Genomic DNA, 16227 nt, shown 5'->3' with positions numbered 1-16227 from the left:
TTCGCCGAGGGCTCAGTCGTGGATGGAGCGCGCATGCGCGAGAACGAAGCTGGCGGGCGAGCGAAGGGGATGAGCCGCGAGGAGCTTCTGGAGCTTCCAGCCGCCGTAGACCTGGAGACAGGCAACCGGGCGTTGGGGCTGGGGCGGAGCAAGGGGTACGAGCTCGCCAAGCGTGGTCAGTACCCATGCAAGGTGCTGCGACTCGGCAACGCCTACCGGGTGGTGACCGCGGACCTGTTGGCCCTGCTGGGGCTGGCAGCGTGAAGCGTCTCGTGCGTAGCAGACGCTTCTGCGCTGAGCTGACACAGAAACGCTGGACTGTGGCGTGGCGTGGACGTACTGTCCGTGGTCGCTCGCGGTACCGAGGCGCCCGCGAGAAGGGGGAGAGCCTCCGGCGGTGCAACGCCGGAGGCCCCAAGGCTCCCCAGCAATCCCATGAGAACCGACCCGGCAGTAGGGGCGTGCAAGCCCGACACCGCCAGACGAGGAGCCGCCCAGTGCAACCCGAGAACCCCGAGTCCTATTCCGCCCCCGCCCGAGCGGGCTGGCCCGCCACGGCCATCCCCGGCCAGCCCGGCGCCCACATGCGCGCAGTGCAGGCCGACAGCGCCGAGGCAGACCCGAGCGGGGGTGCGGGCGAACGCAGCGTAGACGAGGCGGATGCCGCGAGCGAGCTGGAGGATCTACCCGACGCGGAGCCGACAGCTGGTTCGAATCTGCTGGACGAACTGCGCTCCCAGGTAGCCCAGTTCGTGATCCCGCCCTCGTCGGAGGCGCTGGACGCGATCACTCTGTGGGTGGCGGCGACGCATCTCCAGCCCGCGTGGCAGCACGCCCCGCGTCTGGCGGTGGTGGGGCCGGCGAAGCGCTGCGGCAAGTCGCGGCTTCTGGACGTGCTGACCGAGACGGTCCACGAGCCGATGTTGACCATCAACACCACACCGGCGGCCATCTTCCGCTCGATCAATGAGGAGGAGCCGCCGACGCTGCTGGTGGACGAGGCCGACACCATCTTCGGCCCGAAGGTGGCGGAGAAGAACGAGGAGACGCGTGGCCTGCTCAACGCCGGTCATCAGCGCGGCCGGTACGTCACCCGAGTCGTCGGCAACGACCACACCCCGCACAAGTTCGCCACCTTCGCCATGGCGGCCATCGCGGGAATCGGTGACCTGCCTGACACGGTCATGGACCGTTCGGTGGTGATCCGCATGCGGCGCCGGGCCGAGGGCGAGAAGGTCCGGCCCTTCCGCTCCCGCCGCGACATCCCCGCCCTGCACGAGATACGCGACCGCATCCACGCGTGGGCCAGGCCGCTGCTGGAGGAGGCCGCGAACCTGGAGCCGGACATGCCGGTCGAAGACCGCGCCGCAGACACGTGGGAGCCCCTGGTGATCGTCGCCGATCTGGCAGGCGGTCGCTGGCCCCGGGTGGCGCGGGTCGCCTGCGTGCGGATGGTCAATGCCGAAGTGGCGGCCGAGGAGGACCACCCCAGTGGTGCACGAATCCTCGCCGACATCCGCCGGGTCTTCTTCGCCCAGCGTGAGGTGGACAGCCTGTCCACAGGGGACCTCCTCCACCACCTGCGCCAAGACGCCGAAGCCCCGTGGGCGGAGCGGGGACGTGACGGCCTAACGGCCCGAGAGCTCAGCAGGATGCTGCGCGACTTCGACATTCGGCCCGGCAACGTGCGCATGGCCGACGGAAGGCAGCTCAAGGGCTACATGCGCAACAAGTTCCTCGACGCGTGGCGGCGCTACTGCCCCACCGTGCACCCGGTCGACGCCGGTCCCACGCCCAGCTCGGGCTGAGCCCCGCCCCTCCGGTTGCCGTCCTTGCCGTCCCTGCCGTGATCCCGCAGGTCAAACGGCATGTCGGTAATACGGCAGCCAGGCTCAAGACGGCAACGCGATGACCAACGGCGCGCTGACCGCCAGGACGTCTCCCACCTCCGTCTTGCGCCGTCCTAGGCGTCCCCGCCGTATCGCCGCAGGTCACAGGAGCTTCGGCCAAGACGGAAGACGGATCCGCCCCGTCCACTGCCACCCCCACGCTCCAACCCGAGGGCGGCGGTGCCGCAATACGTCGGCACCGCCGCCGAGACGGAACGCCAGCACCTGTGCCGTACTCACCCTGACCTGCGGTTTCAACGGCCAAGACGGCCAAGACGGACCACGCCACCACCACAGGAGAACCCCGCTTGACCACCCTCGCACCACTCGCCGACCACACCGATCAGGACACCGGTGGGAGCCGCGCTTTTAGGCCAGGAGGGAAGCAGGTGATGACCAAACAGACCGCCGAGCAGTATGCGCTCGTCGCGGCGGGAACCGTCATCGTCGCCCTGACCGCCGGTGGGTTCTGGCTCTCCTACGCGCACCTCGCCGAGGTCGCCGGGCAGCACGGGCTCAAGAGTTCCCCCGTACGCCAATGGGCCTGGCCCGCGACGTTGGACGCGTTCATCGTCGCGGGGGAGTTGCTGATGCTCCGCGCGGGCCTGCGGCGGCTCACCGATGGGTGGGCCATCGCCCTCACGGCCACCGGGTCGGTCGGTTCCATCGCGCTGAACGTGGCTGGGGTCAGCGGAGTCGGCGGGCCTGGAGTGAAGCCCCTGCTCGACTATGTGGTCGCTGCCGTACCCCCGACCGCCGCGCTGCTGGCCTTCGGCGTCCTGATGCGGCAGATCCACCAGCTGGTCGACCAGCCGATCGGCCGACTGGGAACGGCGTTGGATGAGGGACCGGAGGCAGCGACCAATGCTGCTGTCCGTGCCACTGAGCCACTGGCTGGCAGTTCCGCCCGGTCGCCGGAACCTCAGCTCCGGGAATCGGACAGCAAGCCACGTGGGGGCCGCCCAGCTGGGGCCACGGTCGAGGAACTCGTGGAGATCGGTCGTATCGCCGCTGCAGAGCAGGGCAAAGCCACCCGGGCCCTTGTCCAAAAGGCCATACGGGCCAAGGGACTGACGGTCAGCGGGGAACGGCTGACCGAGGTGATGGAAGTCCTTCGACGCGAGCTCGAAGCCGCTTCCGGCACCGGCCCCGATAGGGACTGACCGCTTGCCCTAGGGGGTGGCCGGAACCCCTTCCGGTCACCCCACCAGCCGGTCACCGTCACGCTCACCGCCCAGTCATCCACACCTGTGGGCGAGGCGGTGACCGCCGGCTCTGCCCAACCTTCCCCGTCAGCCCGCCTGCCCCGCTCGTCCCTTCCGGAGAACACCCATGACGCATGACCCACACCAGGCCGAGGACACCCTCGATGAGCCGCTGCCGCTGACGAAGTCCCCTGGTCTGATGGGGCGTTTGCGGCGGGCGTTCGGAAGGGCGGCCCCTGGCGGAGCCAGTAGTACCCCGAGTCCGACTCAAGGCCGGACTTCGGGGGTCCCCGCCCCAGGGGTGGCGGAGACGGCCCAGCGCCAGGGGACGCCGGGCCAGGAGGGCGGGGCCGAGGGCGGCCCCGCCCCGGACACGCTCCACGCCGTCCAAAGCGAGACCCTTCGCCCCGCCGGTGCCGCCGAGACTGCCACCGGCGAGCCCGCCGTGAAGAGTGCCCAGCCGACGATCCGTCGCTTCGGCGGCAACAAGCGCACCGTCCGCGTCGGCCCGCTGCGGTTCACCGACGACGAGCACGCCGGCCTTCATGAGGCCGCCGCCGAGCACGGCTACAAAGGTGAATCCGGCTTCGCCGCCGATGTCGTCCTGGCCTTCATCGCCGGACGGTTCACCGCCAACCTGCCCCTGTCCGAGGATCGCCGCCGCACGCACATGTTCCGCGCCCAGGTCCTGCGCCAGCTCAACCGCATCGGCGTCAACGTCAACCAGATCGCCCGCGCCCTCAACAGCGACCTCACCCCACCCGACATACGCCACCGCCTCGACGAACTCCACCACCTGCTGGAACTGATCGCCGAGGCCCTGCGCCAGCCTGCCGACCTGGGGGAGGACCTTGCCGCATGATCGCCGCCATCAAGGCGCCCGGCGCCAACACCCGTGGCCTGCTTGCCTACCTCTACGGCCGGGGAACCCACGACGAACACTTCGATCCGCACATCGTGGCGGGCTTCGTGATGCTCGGCATGCCCGATCCCGGCCGCGATGAGATGGCTACCCTCACCGAACTCGCCCGCCACCTCGACGAGCCCGTCCGCCTGCGCAACAGCGAGTTCGGCAAGCCTGTCACCGACCACGTCTGGCACTGCCCCGTCCGTGCCGCACCCGAAGACCGCTACCTCTCTGATGCCGAATGGGGCGAGATCGCCCAGCGCGTCGTCGCCGCGGCCGACATCGCCCCTGCCGGTGATGACCTGGCCTGCCGCTGGATCGCCGTACGCCACGCAGACGACCACATCCACATCCTCGCCACCGCCGTCCGCGAAGACGGCCGCCGCCCCAAACTCCATGACAGCGGCATCCGCGTCGGCGACGCATGCCGCGAGATCGAGAAGGACTACGGTCTGCGCCGCCTGAAGAAGGGCGATCGCACCGGCACCCGGCGCCCCACCCAGGCCGAGATGCACAAGGCCCAGCGCCTCGGCTGGGAGCAGACCAGCAAGGAGTGGCTCCAGGACCGCATCCGCGCCGCTGTCCCCCACGCGAAGAGCGCCGAGGAACTCCTCGCCTATCTCGAAGCCGAGGGCATCCGAGTCAAGGCCAAGCGGGGCCCGTCCGGTGACCTCCTCGGCTACGCCGTCGGACGCCCCGGCGATCTCAACAAGGACGACGAGCAGATTTTCCACCCCGGCGGAAAGATCGCCCCTGATCTCTCCCTTCCCAAGATCAAGGCCCGCCTCGAATCCAGCCAGCCCGAAGAGCACCCCACCGCCCGCCGCACCCAGCCCAGCAGCCCCTGGCACCGCGCAACTGACGCCCTCGACAGTCTCCACACCGACCTTGCCGACGACGCACGAGCCCAGGCACACATCACCGCGCTCGGTGAACTGATCGAAGCCACCGCCCAGAAGGCACCCGCCGACCTGCGCGCTGAACTTCAAGCCGCCTCGAAGGCGTTCGCACGCGCCCAGCGCTCCCAGATCCGGGCAGAAGACCGAGCCGCCCACACTCTGCGCAACGCGGCCCGCGACATCGCCCACACCGCCACCGGCCCCGACGGCAGCGCCCTCGCCGCCCTGGTCGCAGCGCTCGTCTGGGCCGCAATCGTCGCGGGACGCTGGCACGAGGCCAAGGGCCACGCCCACCAAGCCGACGCCGCTCGCCAAGCCCTCCAGCACCTTCAGAGCGCCGCCGACCACGCCCTCACCCCGGAACTCACAGACCTCGCGCAACGGCAGCCGAAGGAGGAGACCCGTCGCTCTCTGGCCAGAGACATACGCGCCGCCATCCCCGAACACGCCGAGCAGATCCTCACCGACACCGGCTGGCCGGCCCTCGCCACCGTCCTCGCCGACGCCGAAGCCCGCGGCCACAAACCCCACCAACTCCTCAAGGAAGCAGCCGCCCAACGCGAACTGGCCACCGCCCGCCAACCCGCCCGCGTCCTGATCACCCGCATCCAGCACACCGGACGCAACCCCATCCCCAACCGCCGCGCCGCAGCAGCCCGCCTCCGCACCACCACCGCGGCCCCGCACCCGCCCCTCGGGCCTGACTTCGCCCAGCCAACGGCGGCAACTACGGCACCGGCCGCGCAGCAGCGCCGCCCGCGTCGCTAGCTGCCCAATACGCCGCTGCATGACCGTGGCTCGCTGCGGCCGTGCAGCGAGTGGTTGGACGTGAGCTTGGTGCATCGCCCCCTGCCACAATCCGGCTGGTAGGGGGCTGCGGTCTTGCCCTGGGCCTACTGCTGGGCGGTGCTGCACCGTGGCTGAAATGCGCTCCCACCAGGGCGATTGTCAGTGCTGTATGCGAGGGTCGCTATCTGTGAGCCGAAGCATTGTCGGCGGATCGCGACGCGTTACGAGTACACGGCCAAGGGGGAGGCACGGCATGGCTGGCGACGGCTTTGACGTAGACACCGACCAACTCAAGTCCGCCGCTCCAACATTCCACCGAGAGTCTGTCGCCTTGGAGCGGGCGGCGACCAAGCTTCGCCACACGCTCGGCGGGCTGGGGGAGCCGTGGGGCGGTGACGAGCAGGGCAAGAAGTTCGAGCACGCCTACGCCCCGCACCGGGCGCAGATCGAGAAGGCGGCCGCGGCCCTGGTCAAGGGCCTGTCCAGCATCACCAAGGCCATGAACGACATGGCAGCCAACCACGAAGACGCTGACCACTCAGCCAAGTCCGGCTTTGAGGGCGGTAAGTGATGGGCGCTGGCGACAAGGCCAAGGAGATCGTCCAGGACCTCACTGGCATGTGGTGGCCGGAGGGCGACGAGGACGAACTCCGGGAGGCCGCCCGCGCTTGGCGCACCTTCGCCGACGACGTCGAGGACTGCACGGCCGCCTGCCACAAGAGGGCCCAGGACGTAATCGACAACAACAAGGGCAAGTCGATCGATTCGTTCGGGGAGTTCTGGCGCAAATACCACGGCGGTGGCAAGGGCTACCTTGACGACGTAGCCAGCGCCGCCCGCGACATGGCCAAGGCCCTGGACAAGTACGCCGACCAGGTCGCCGAGGCCAAGAAGAAGATCGAGCACGAGCTGGAGATCGCCGGTGCGGTCCTGGTCGTCGGTACGGCCCTGGCCGTCTTCACCGGCGGCATCACCGAGGTCGCGGCACTCGGCGCCACCGAGGCGATCGTCGCCGCAGCGAGTACGGCGGGCGTCGCCGTTTCCGCCACCGTCGCCGAGATCGCCGGAACTGTCCTGGCCACCGCCGCCATCGGCGGCATCGAAGCCATCACCGTAGACGTGGTCGTCGCCCAGGGCGGACGCAACCTCCTCGGCGACCAACACGGCATCAACCTTGCCGAGGCCAGAGATGCTGGGGTCACCGGCGTCTTGCTGGGTGGTGCATTTGGTGGCGCGGCCCGCACTGCCAAGGCTGTTGGAGACGCCGGCGGCTTCAAGGCGGTCCTTGCGGATACCAAGCTCGACGGTCTCCGCCTTCGCCCAGCGATCGACCAGATGGGCAAGCGGCGTACCTGGCAGCTCTATCACGCAAAGGAATCGAAAGCCCTGGCCCCTCCTGCCAAAGCAGGTGACGACATACTGCCGTCCGGCCATCCGATCTACCACGGCAAGCAGACGACAACCATCGGCTACGATCCACGTACTCTCTCAAATTTGGAACGGGTAAGACGTGTTGATGGTGTCCACGACGTTGTCGTGCACGGTACGCCCGACAACGTCTTCATCGCAGGACACGTCAATCCAGCAGGCGTAGCGAAGACCACTTACGAGATAAGCCCTCACCAGGTAGTGGAAAGTATTCGCAACAATCCGAACTACACGGGTGGGCCTATTCGCTTGGTATCCTGCCACTCGGGAGCCGGGGCGGAGCCGCTGGCGCAGTCCGTGGCAAATGAAATGGGAGCCCCTGTCTACGCGCCAACCAATCGCATGGGAGTGGATCGCACGCTGGGAATCCAGGAGCCCGTCATCGACAAGGGCGGATACTGGCGAATATTCCTTCCCATCACCGACTGACGCCCACAACTGCGAGGAACGATGATTCGCCGAGTAGGTTTCTTTGTCGAAGGCAACGAGGATGGTGACCCCGCTGTCTACAGCGAGTCTCTGACCCAAGCCATGGACGGCCCGCCCGCACCTGATGAAGATCGAATTCTCTCCTACCTCAAAGGCGGGGAAGAGATCTTCAGCACCATGGGTGCTGAGCGTGATGTCATCTCCGGAGACGAGTGGGTCGGTGGTGCCGGGTCACTGGTGACAGATGGTGAATGGGTCTGGCCTGTTGACCTCGTTCACTACCTTTCGCGTTACCACATTGCCCTTCCAGTCGATTTTCTCGCTCACGTACGGAAAGCCGAGTACCAGGCTCCTGTCGTACCAGATGAGCGTGCGCGAGAAATCATGGTCGAACTCTTCCCTAAGCGCCCTTCCCCTTGGAGTTAGCGACTCCGTGGCCTCATCTCTCACGAGGGTGGAGGTAAAGCGGTGCGATGTGCCTCCGCTCCGGCAGGAGGCCGCACGGAGGCGCCTTTCGCTTCGTGACTGGGCTGCTCGGGAACCTATGAGGGCGTTCCTGCGCCGACGGCAGTGGATACGCCGAAGGCCCGGGGTGTCCTCGGGCAGCGCATCTATGGTCGGCGCGTTGCCCGAGCCAGAAGCCCGGCTACCGGAGTCGTCCAGCGGTCCAGATCCCAGCCTTATCGTCGACCGTGATGCTGGCCCGCTTCGGCTCCAGGACGTTGAGAGCCATGCCAGCAGTACGCCGCCCTTCGTGCACCACGATGGCGGCGACCCTTATCGCACATCGACCTTCTGCCGTGTCATGTCTTGATTGCATTGACCGAGATCGGCTTGGGCTCCATTGATCCGGTGCTACGGTCGCCCGCATGACGCTCTCGGCACCCTCGGCGCGCTCCGTGGACTTGCGAGTTGAACCGGTGGAAAACGTCCTCGATCACGTAGCGCGATCTCTTCAAGTCGACCTGGACCGGGACACGGTGGTACGCAAACGCCGCTCGGTCGGAGCGCGGACGGACCGGCGTACGTGGGTCCGTATCGAACGGCGCGGGCTCGACAGGATCGGGGTGCAGGGCTGGAACGGCACCGAGTGCGCTGCGCGTCTGGAAGGCGTTGCGCAGCCCGTCTGGCGGGGGTGTGTGGTCTGGCGGGACGCGGACGAACCCGTGATGTGGCGGGTCGATGAGACCGATCTCTTGCCGAGTGCGCCCATCGGCAACGCGATCCTCAGCGAGGACCCGAAGCTGCAAGACGCGTGGTGGCAGGCGTTCAACGCTTCCCTGGACGCGCTTGCCGACCAGGACACGAGGCGCGTCGCCACCCCCGACACCGTCACCATTACGCAGGCGCTCGTCACCGAAGCCATCCGCAGCATCTCTCACTCCCACGATTTCGATACGACCATCCAGAGCTGGGTGCCCGCCCACGCGGATCTGAACTGGGCCAACATGACCGCGCCGACGTTCTGCCTCTTCGACTGGGAGGACTGGGGCAACGCGCCGCGAGGGTTGGACTCGGCTTCGCTGTGGGGAAGTTCCCTCGCCGTTCCGGCTCTGGCCGATCGCGTATGGCAAGAACGCAGGCGCGACTTCGAGAGCCGGGACGGCAAGCTGATGACGCTGTTCGTGTGCTCGAAGATCCTGGGGCCGGACGCGCACCCGGAAGACCCCCGTCTCACGCCCGCTCGCCGTGTGGCCGAGCGGATCGTCTCGGAGCTTCAGGCGGGCTGACCGAGCAATCGGGCCCGAAGGAGGTTCCGGTACTCCTCGATTGTTCGCTCGTTGACCTTGCCTGCCAGAGCGTCGATCAGGTCACTCAGGTGGGCGGGGTTGTCGGTTCCAACGGCAACCGTGCCGACCTTGGGCAGCTCGTAGGCAGCCCGGAATGCCGCCTGCACTGGAGAGAGTCCGGTGCTGTCTCGGAGGAAGACGCGGGAGCCGATCCGGTCCCACACTGGGGCGTTCGCGCTGCCTCCGAAGGGGCTCATGCCCCACACCATGCTGCCGTTCAGGCCCCATGCCGCAGTGGCGGCATCCGCTGCATCGAGCGTCCTGATGCCGACCAGCAGGCCGGCGCGGACCATGAAAGCGGACGGCCTCGGCGTGGTCGTGTCGATCAGGCTCGGCAGCGGTGACGGATTCCAGGACGCGACGCCCCAGGCGCCGCACAGCCCGTTCGACGTGGCCTCCTCCAGGGCGGCGCATGCCTGGGCCAGGGCATCCCGGCTATGAGCGGCGCCTTCGTGAAGCGAGTGTTCCGGGTTGTGCAGGAACACCACATCCGGCTCGCGCCCAAGATCCCGAGCTGCCTGCTCCACGGCCACGTACAGCCGCTGGGGAGCCAGGGAGTGCTCCGCCCCGTCCGGTGCCGGGAAGTAGCCCACCTTCGTGGACAGCCGGAACTTCGGCAGCAGATCGCCAGCCGTCCGAGCCAGGACCTCATGGGAGCGGAAGCCGAGGTAGTTCGTGCTGGTGTCGATGGCGGTGACACCGAGGTCGAGTGCTCCGGTCAGGAGACGGCGTTCGTGACGAGACCGGTGTAGCCCGAGGACAACTCTGGGGTCAGCGTCGCGCATATCTCCTCCTCCATCAGGATCTCGGCTACCTCCGCCACTTCCGCTCCGAAAACGGCTGCTGCCTGCTCCACCGGGACCGGCTTCCCGCTCAGCAGGAGACGCAGTGCAGGCACGGCCTTGGGCGTGAAGGTGAGCTTCTTTCCCGAGGCCACGACTTCGACCGCCTCACCGTTTTCCTGGATCTGCGGCGGGAAGTGTGCGGTGCACACCACGGTGTCGAGCGGGCCGAGAACGTCGAGGAACGGAACGTGCCTGGGAAGCGTCGTCGCCTGCTCGTACGCGGCCAGGAAGTCGGCCGGCGATCGCTCGCCGATCAGCTGGGCGGCTGCCGTGGCCAGGGCCTTGGTGTTGGTCCCGTGCACCCGGTCCAGGTCGTGTCGGAAGACCTCGTGTTCGCGGGACCAGTCAGCCAGCCAGGCCATCCAGCTCGCTCCCGTGCGCTGGGTGATCCCGAACGTTACGTGCAGGCTGTTGCCCGATCCGTGGCCGTTGCGGGTCGCCTGGTGCCAGTGACCTCGGGGGATGTGCATCACGTCGCCGGTCTTCATCACCCCCGCCCAGACGATCTCTTCGGGCGGGGTGTTGTTCGGGTCGGAGTCGCGGTACATGGGCGCGGTGCGAGAGGTACCGCGTACTTCCCACTCCTTCTCGCCGGCGAGCTGAATGATCAGCACGTCGTGGTCGTCCCAGTGCAGTGGGAAGCCCGAGGCGTCGTTCGTCGTTAGGTATGCGTTGACCTGCACTCGCTCGTGTGACCACCACTGGAGTGCTCGGCAGGCGACTTCCATCGTCGGGTCGAAGACGTTGGCCTGATCGAGGATGAGCGTCGCGCCTTCGCCCAGCAGCCTGCCCAGACTGCGCATGTTGACCATGGAGATGCTCTGGCCTCGGGGGCTGACCGTGTCGGTGTAGTAGACGGCCGGATGGACTTCGTCGCCCTTCTGGAAACACCGGAACTGCGGGCGGCTCAGGCTCCTGCGCATGGCGATGTCGAGCAGGCGATTCGGGGTCAGGATGCGGGAGACGAGCGCAGGGTGGTCCATGCTTCCCCGCACGAAGCCTTTGCCGAGCTCGTCCACTCCCTTCCACCCCAGTGCGGCCTCGATGCCGTTGATCAACTGGTGTTCCACTACTGCCTCCTCATGAGTACGGGCACGTGAGACGGACGCGGCGGGGGCCGCCGTATCGAACCGTGCGGCCCCCGCCGCCCGGTGCTACTCGGTGTCGGTCAGGTTGCCGTCACCGCCCGGCCACGGAGAGTCTCCGGAACTTCCGGAGTTGTCGGACCGCAGGCTGTCGTACCGGTCGTGGACGGCGGTCAGCTCTTCCACCGCCACCAGAAGGCCACTCTGGGCCGGAGGCGATGTCATGTTCTCTGCCACCTCGTGCTCCTTCCTCTTCGGGTTCCCCACCGGAGTTCCGGCGGGAAGTCAGGGGCCACCCTCACGGCCGTGGGGGATGTAGGGGGACGTGAGGGCGGCGGTCAGTAAGCAGCTCGTCGTGCTTCGGCCCCGCGGTGGAGGCCCGCGGCAGGAGGTCTCGGCGCGAGGTCCGCCGGCAGGGCGCTTGAGTCCCTGCGCATGTTTGCCTGCAGGACGCGCTGGTCCAGTTCGTACAAGCAGGCACGGCAGGCGAAGACGGCTGCATGCATACCGCTGGACTGCACGGGGCCGATCCACGTCACCTCGACGTCGTCGCGCCCGCACCAGAGCCAGCACTCGCCGTGTGGCTGCCACGCGTGGCGATCCCAGAGGGCGTACGCAGTCGGCTCGCCCGTCGCCGGGTCGATGTCCCGGCGGGTCGGCCGGAACACGACGTCGGGGTCAGGCAGACACGTCGGCCGTAGCGCGTGCCAACTCATTACGCGACCGCCAGGACGAAAGCCTTGGGCGCGGCTCTGACATCGGTCTCTTGCTGGACAGCGAAGAGCCTACGGAGAACGTCGGCTCGGACAGCGGGCGCCGGCTTCGGGAGCGCGAGATCTGCCCAAACGCGCTTGCCACGGTCGGAAGACGCCCAGCCAGTTCGGGCCGCGAGAGCGTCGACCAGCAGCAGGCCGCGCCCGCTCTCGTCGTCGGCCCCCGCACAGTTTGGCTGCGGAGTCACTGGACTGGCATCGAGTACTTCGATCACCAAGCGGCCTGGGCGATGGAACAGTGCCACTGTTATGGGCCCCTCCCCGTGGACCACCGCGTTGGTGATGAGCTCGGAGGCGACCAAGCGGATCCCGTCGGCTGTCTCGTCATCGAGAGGGACGCCCCACGCACGCACCTGGTCGATGACCTTGTGCCGGGCGGGAGATACCTCTCCATGCGTACCCGCGAGAACGAAACGAGCGACCAGCGTGCGCATGACCGACACCTTCGAATAGCTGGGGAGCGGCTCCATCCCCCGATGGAGGACAAAGGGGTGGAGGCGCCGAACTGGGAAGCCGCCTGAATGAGCCTGTGCGTCTGGCCAACGGCGGCTGATACTCAGTCAAGGGCCGCAGCGTGCAGATCCGGAACGTTTCTGGGGTGTTCCTCTTGGGGACGCCCCTCCATACGCGCACACGCCAAGTAGCCGCCGAAATACGGAACGGCGGGATGACACAGGAGCGATGACGTGCCCGGTGAGCCGTTAGCAGTGCACCCGCTGACCTTCGTCCGCCAATCGCGGGGTTGGGGGAAAGCCGAGCTCGCCCGACTCATGCAGGCGCGGGGGAAGGACCTGGGCCTCCCACTGGCGACCAATCGCACCACCATGTGGAAGTGGGAACAGGGCCAGGAGCCTGACGCCGACGCGCAGCGTGTCCTCGCCGACCTGCTGCGTATTCCGTACGAACAGGTCCAGGCAATGGGATGGCCGCGGTGGCTCCCGGTGTGGGAAGTCACCGGACTCACTGCCCCCTGGACGGAGGCCGGTACCGTCGAAGCACTGGCTGATCTGGTGGGGAGCGGCCGCATGGACCGTCGAGGGTTTCTCACCATCACCGGTGCCGCCCTGACAGGCGTGGCAGCAAGCTGGGCCGACGCACCCTCCGCGTTCGCATCCGCCCTCAACGGAGACCGCGTCACCGACACGATGGTCTCGACGATCGAGCAGCGCATCAGCACACTCCGCACCCTCGACGACCAACTCGGAGGCGCCCGGCTACTGGAACAGGCACGCGGCGACCTCGCCCTGATCAGCGGCCTCCTGAGCGCCGGCCGGTACACGGACAAGATCCAATTCCGCCTGTACGCACTTGCGGCCCGCGTATCGCATCTGACCGGCTGGATGGCCTACGACACGGGGCTGCGATCTGCGGGACAGCGGTACTACATCGGTGCCATGCGCAGCGCTCGCACCGCCGGAGACGACGCCTTCGGCGCCTTCGTCCTGGCGGAGATGGGGGTCCACGTCTCCGAAGCCGGCCGGACCGCCGAGCGAGTCGACCTTGTCTCGACCGCCCTCGACAACGCCCCCCGCACGCTGTCGCCCTCCACCCAGTCCTTCCTCTACCTGCACAAGGCGGAGGCGCTGTCCCGCGACGGTGATCACCAGAGGGCCGGTACGGCACTGAACCGTGCCGGTGCTCTATGGGAGCGCTACACGGTGGATAAAAACCCCGACTGGCTCGACTGGTTCGGCGAGGCACAACTGAAGTCGACCGAAGGCAAGGTCCTGCTGCGCTCGGGCCAAGTCGAGCGCGCGACCAGTTCCCTGGAAACCTCCGTCACGAAAGCGGCGCCCCGGGACAAGGCCGTGCGGTCCAGCCGTCTGGCCGAGGCCCGGCTCGCCGGTGGTGATCTGGACGGAGCGCTCGACGCCGCGAACTACGGTGCCGAGCTCCTCGAAGACAAGGTCAGCTCTGTGCGGGCCCTGGACCGCTTGAAGGAGTTCTCCGCTCGGCTCGAACCCCACAAGTCAGTGACAGCCGTCCGCGAGTTCCGCGAGCGACTGCAGGCGCTGCCCGTCACAGCCTGATCGGGAATGCCGCATGCGTCGAGAGCGATCCCACCCCGCAGAGCGGTCAACGAGAGTGCCACGATGGGCCGCATGACGACGATCGACGGTGATGTCGCGCCCGGGTTCGAACCTGTACGTGAGGCGTTTGCGGCGAACTTCGCGCACCACGGGGACCTGGGCGGGGCGGTGTGCGTGTACCAGGACGGGCGCCCAGTGGTGGACCTCTGGGGCGGTGTCGCCGACCCCAGCACCGATCGTCCGTGGGTGCGAGACACCCTGCAACTGGTCTACTCCGCGACGAAGGGGGCGACCGCGAGCGCAGTACATCTGCTGGCTCAACGCGGCGAGCTGGACCTGGACGCTCCGGTGGCCAAGTACTGGCCGGAGTTCGCGGGGAACGGCAAGGCGGAAATCCCGGTGCGGTGGCTCTTGTCCCACCAAGCCGGCCTGGTAACCCTGGATCAACCGGTGCCACTGGTCGAGGCGCTGAACTGGCATCCGATGGCGGCAGCACTTGCCGCTCAACGTCCCGTGTGGACTCCAGGCACCGCACACGGATACCACGGCCGGACCTGGAGCTGGTTGGTCGGCGAGGTGATCCGCCGAGTGTCCGGGCGTACTCCGGGTCGCTTCTTCGCCGACGAGATCGCCGCCCCACTGGGGCTGGACTTCTTCATCGGGCTGCCGGCGGGCGAACGCGACCGGGTCAGCCGCATGGTGCACCGAAAGCCGGAGGCCGACCTCACGACCATGCCTCCAGAGTCGATCCCGGAAGAACTCCGCGAACAGGTCGCCGCCTGGCGCGACCCTAGTTCCTTCAGCAACAGGGCGTACGCAGTTACCGACCCGGCCGAGATCGACTTCAACTCCCCTGAAGTGCAGGCCGCGGAACTGCCGGCCTCCAACGGCATCGGCACCGCGCGCGGCCTAGCGCGCATGTACGCGGCGCTGATCGGCGAGGTAGACGGCGCCCGCCTCTTCACCCCGGTAACCCTCATGTCGGCGACCAAGGAGCAGGCCAACGGGAGGGACCAGGTACTGGTAGCGCCTAGCCGGTTCAGCTCCGGCTACATGCTCCCCACCGAGGACAACCCCATGACCGGGCCGCGCTCCTTCGGTCACACCGGCCGAGGCGGCTCACTCGGCTTCGCCGACCCCGCACACGGCATCGCCTTCGCCTACGTGATGAACCACATCATCAGCGGCCCGGACGATGTGCGTGCGGCATCGCTGGTCGACGCGGTGCGCAGGTCGCTAACCTGACGGTAGTCCCAGCGCGACGGGCTCAGATTGCGCGGTGAGCCGTGTCGACGGCCTTCGCCAGGTAGGTATCGACATGCCAGAGGTGTTGGATAGGCAGCGCAGCCGCGCGGGGAGCGCTGCCCACGCGGTACGCGGCCGGAGCACGGTGGCGGGCCTGCTCTTCTGGACAGTCAAGCCCTGCCTGCTGGCCACCGGCCGCTTCACTCGGGCGATCCAGCTACCGAACGATGCGGTGGCCGTAACGCAGCGCGATTTGGGCACCGCAAACGGCGGCCACTCGTTCCACAGCACGGTCCTCCTCCCGGTGCCGTGGCAGTCTCCCGACTCGGGGTCGGGCAAACACGCAGACCCTCCTACGCGAAGCCGACAAGACGGCGGCCGTATCAACGCAGACCACCGTCAGCAGACCACGCTGCAAGCCGATGGGCTCCGCAGCTACGACTTCCGCCACGCCGGACAGCTGTCGGAACTCACCATCCCCCGCTTCGTATGGCCGAGTCACCGCTGGCATCCAGGCCCGCGGGAACGGCCTGGAACACGGGGAGTCGCCGGAAACAGGGGACCAGGACCTGGCTGGTCTCAGCCCGCGCGATGAGCCTGATCGAGTGCCTTCTCCAGGTGGGCGTCGACGAGCCCGGCGAATCGGAGACGATCACCAGGATTTTCCCGGTGCGAATCGCCGTCTGCTTGACGAAACTGCGCTGCTCGCCGACGGCGCAGGTGAGCAGCTGGCTCCACTGCTCATCACCCAGGGCCGGCGCTGTCGTCTCTGGGTGCCCGTCTCGATGACGGTGCTGGCCGGCACCACCTGGTAGCTGGGGCACGAGACCATCGCGTCGAAGATCTCGCAGATGCCCTTGGGCAGCTTCGCCCCCTGTCGCTGTACAGCTCCTCGGCCACCTCGGAATCGCTG

At 67.8% G+C, this 16227-nt stretch carries 15 protein-coding genes; 11 read left to right on the top strand and 4 right to left on the bottom strand.

Features of this window, described 5'->3' with window-relative positions; translation table 11 throughout:
• Positions 1–33 precede the first annotated feature (33 nt).
• The 9 genes from K7396_RS16450 to K7396_RS16410 all read left to right on the top strand — a co-directional run bounded on the left by K7396_RS16450 (position 34) and on the right by K7396_RS16410 (position 9276).
• Positions 34–264, top strand: a complete 231-nt coding sequence (locus K7396_RS16450) for a hypothetical protein (RefSeq protein WP_086721656.1) — start codon at positions 34–36, stop codon at positions 262–264.
• 233 nt (positions 265–497) lie between these two features.
• Positions 498–1808, top strand: coding sequence for a DUF3631 domain-containing protein (locus K7396_RS16445; protein ID WP_152104638.1), 1311 nt, complete (start codon positions 498–500; stop codon positions 1806–1808).
• A gap of 473 nt (positions 1809–2281) precedes the next feature.
• On the top strand, positions 2282–3052 hold the full coding sequence (locus K7396_RS16440) for a DUF2637 domain-containing protein (RefSeq protein ID WP_086717311.1): 771 nt from the start codon (positions 2282–2284) through the stop codon (positions 3050–3052).
• Between the two features lie 343 nt (positions 3053–3395).
• Positions 3396–3956 carry a MobC family plasmid mobilization relaxosome protein gene (locus K7396_RS16435; RefSeq protein WP_086717301.1) on the top strand — a complete coding sequence of 187 codons (561 nt, stop codon included), beginning with the start codon at positions 3396–3398 and terminating at the stop codon, positions 3954–3956.
• Positions 3953–5668 carry a relaxase/mobilization nuclease domain-containing protein gene (locus K7396_RS16430; protein WP_086717300.1) on the top strand — a complete coding sequence of 572 codons (1716 nt, stop codon included), beginning with the start codon at positions 3953–3955 and terminating at the stop codon, positions 5666–5668. The genes K7396_RS16435 and K7396_RS16430 overlap by 4 nt, the downstream gene beginning before the upstream one ends.
• A gap of 274 nt (positions 5669–5942) precedes the next feature.
• Entirely contained in the window at positions 5943–6260 is a 318-nt protein-coding gene (locus K7396_RS16425) for a WXG100 family type VII secretion target (protein ID WP_086717299.1), read from the top strand.
• Complete coding sequence (locus K7396_RS16420) at positions 6260–7546, top strand: WXG100 family type VII secretion target (RefSeq protein WP_223660022.1); 1287 nt, start codon at positions 6260–6262, stop codon at positions 7544–7546. Before K7396_RS16425 ends, K7396_RS16420 begins: the two co-directional genes overlap by 1 nt.
• A gap of 21 nt (positions 7547–7567) precedes the next feature.
• On the top strand, positions 7568–7972 hold the full coding sequence (locus tag K7396_RS16415; RefSeq protein ID WP_143589074.1) for a hypothetical protein: 405 nt from the start codon (positions 7568–7570) through the stop codon (positions 7970–7972).
• Between the two features lie 443 nt (positions 7973–8415).
• The gene (locus K7396_RS16410) at positions 8416–9276 is read left to right on the top strand and encodes a hypothetical protein (RefSeq protein ID WP_086717298.1); all 861 of its coding nucleotides are present in this window, start codon (positions 8416–8418) and stop codon (positions 9274–9276) included.
• Here the strand turns inward: K7396_RS16410 and K7396_RS16405 are convergent.
• From K7396_RS16405 to K7396_RS16390, 4 genes are all read right to left on the bottom strand, one after another.
• Complete coding sequence (locus K7396_RS16405; protein WP_086717297.1) at positions 9264–10121, bottom strand: aldo/keto reductase; 858 nt, start codon at positions 10119–10121, stop codon at positions 9264–9266. The genes K7396_RS16410 and K7396_RS16405 overlap by 13 nt on opposite strands.
• Entirely contained in the window at positions 10055–11251 is a 1197-nt protein-coding gene (locus tag K7396_RS16400; protein WP_086717296.1) for a JmjC domain-containing protein, read from the bottom strand. The genes K7396_RS16405 and K7396_RS16400 overlap by 67 nt, the downstream gene beginning before the upstream one ends.
• An 84-nt stretch (positions 11252–11335) precedes the next feature.
• Positions 11336–11491 (bottom strand): hypothetical protein, encoded by a 156-nt coding sequence (locus tag K7396_RS16395; RefSeq protein WP_167392742.1) that lies wholly within the window; start codon positions 11489–11491, stop codon positions 11336–11338.
• 490 nt (positions 11492–11981) lie between these two features.
• On the bottom strand, positions 11982–12473 hold the full coding sequence (locus K7396_RS16390; RefSeq protein ID WP_223660021.1) for an ATP-binding protein: 492 nt from the start codon (positions 12471–12473) through the stop codon (positions 11982–11984).
• 252 nt (positions 12474–12725) lie between these two features.
• Between K7396_RS16390 and K7396_RS16385 the strand changes: the two genes are divergently transcribed.
• Positions 12726–14069, top strand: coding sequence for a transcriptional regulator (locus K7396_RS16385; protein WP_086717295.1), 1344 nt, complete (start codon positions 12726–12728; stop codon positions 14067–14069).
• A 72-nt stretch (positions 14070–14141) separates the two neighbouring features.
• Entirely contained in the window at positions 14142–15314 is a 1173-nt protein-coding gene (locus tag K7396_RS16380) for a serine hydrolase domain-containing protein (protein ID WP_086717309.1), read from the top strand.
• Positions 15315–16227 lie beyond the last annotated feature (913 nt).

Origin of the sequence: Streptomyces angustmyceticus (genome assembly GCF_019933235.1) — a bacterium.
Taxonomy (GTDB): Bacteria; Actinomycetota; Actinomycetes; order Streptomycetales; family Streptomycetaceae; genus Streptomyces; species Streptomyces angustmyceticus.
The sequence above is the reverse complement of the archived record's forward strand: the minus strand, read 5'-3'. Positions and strand labels throughout refer to the sequence as shown.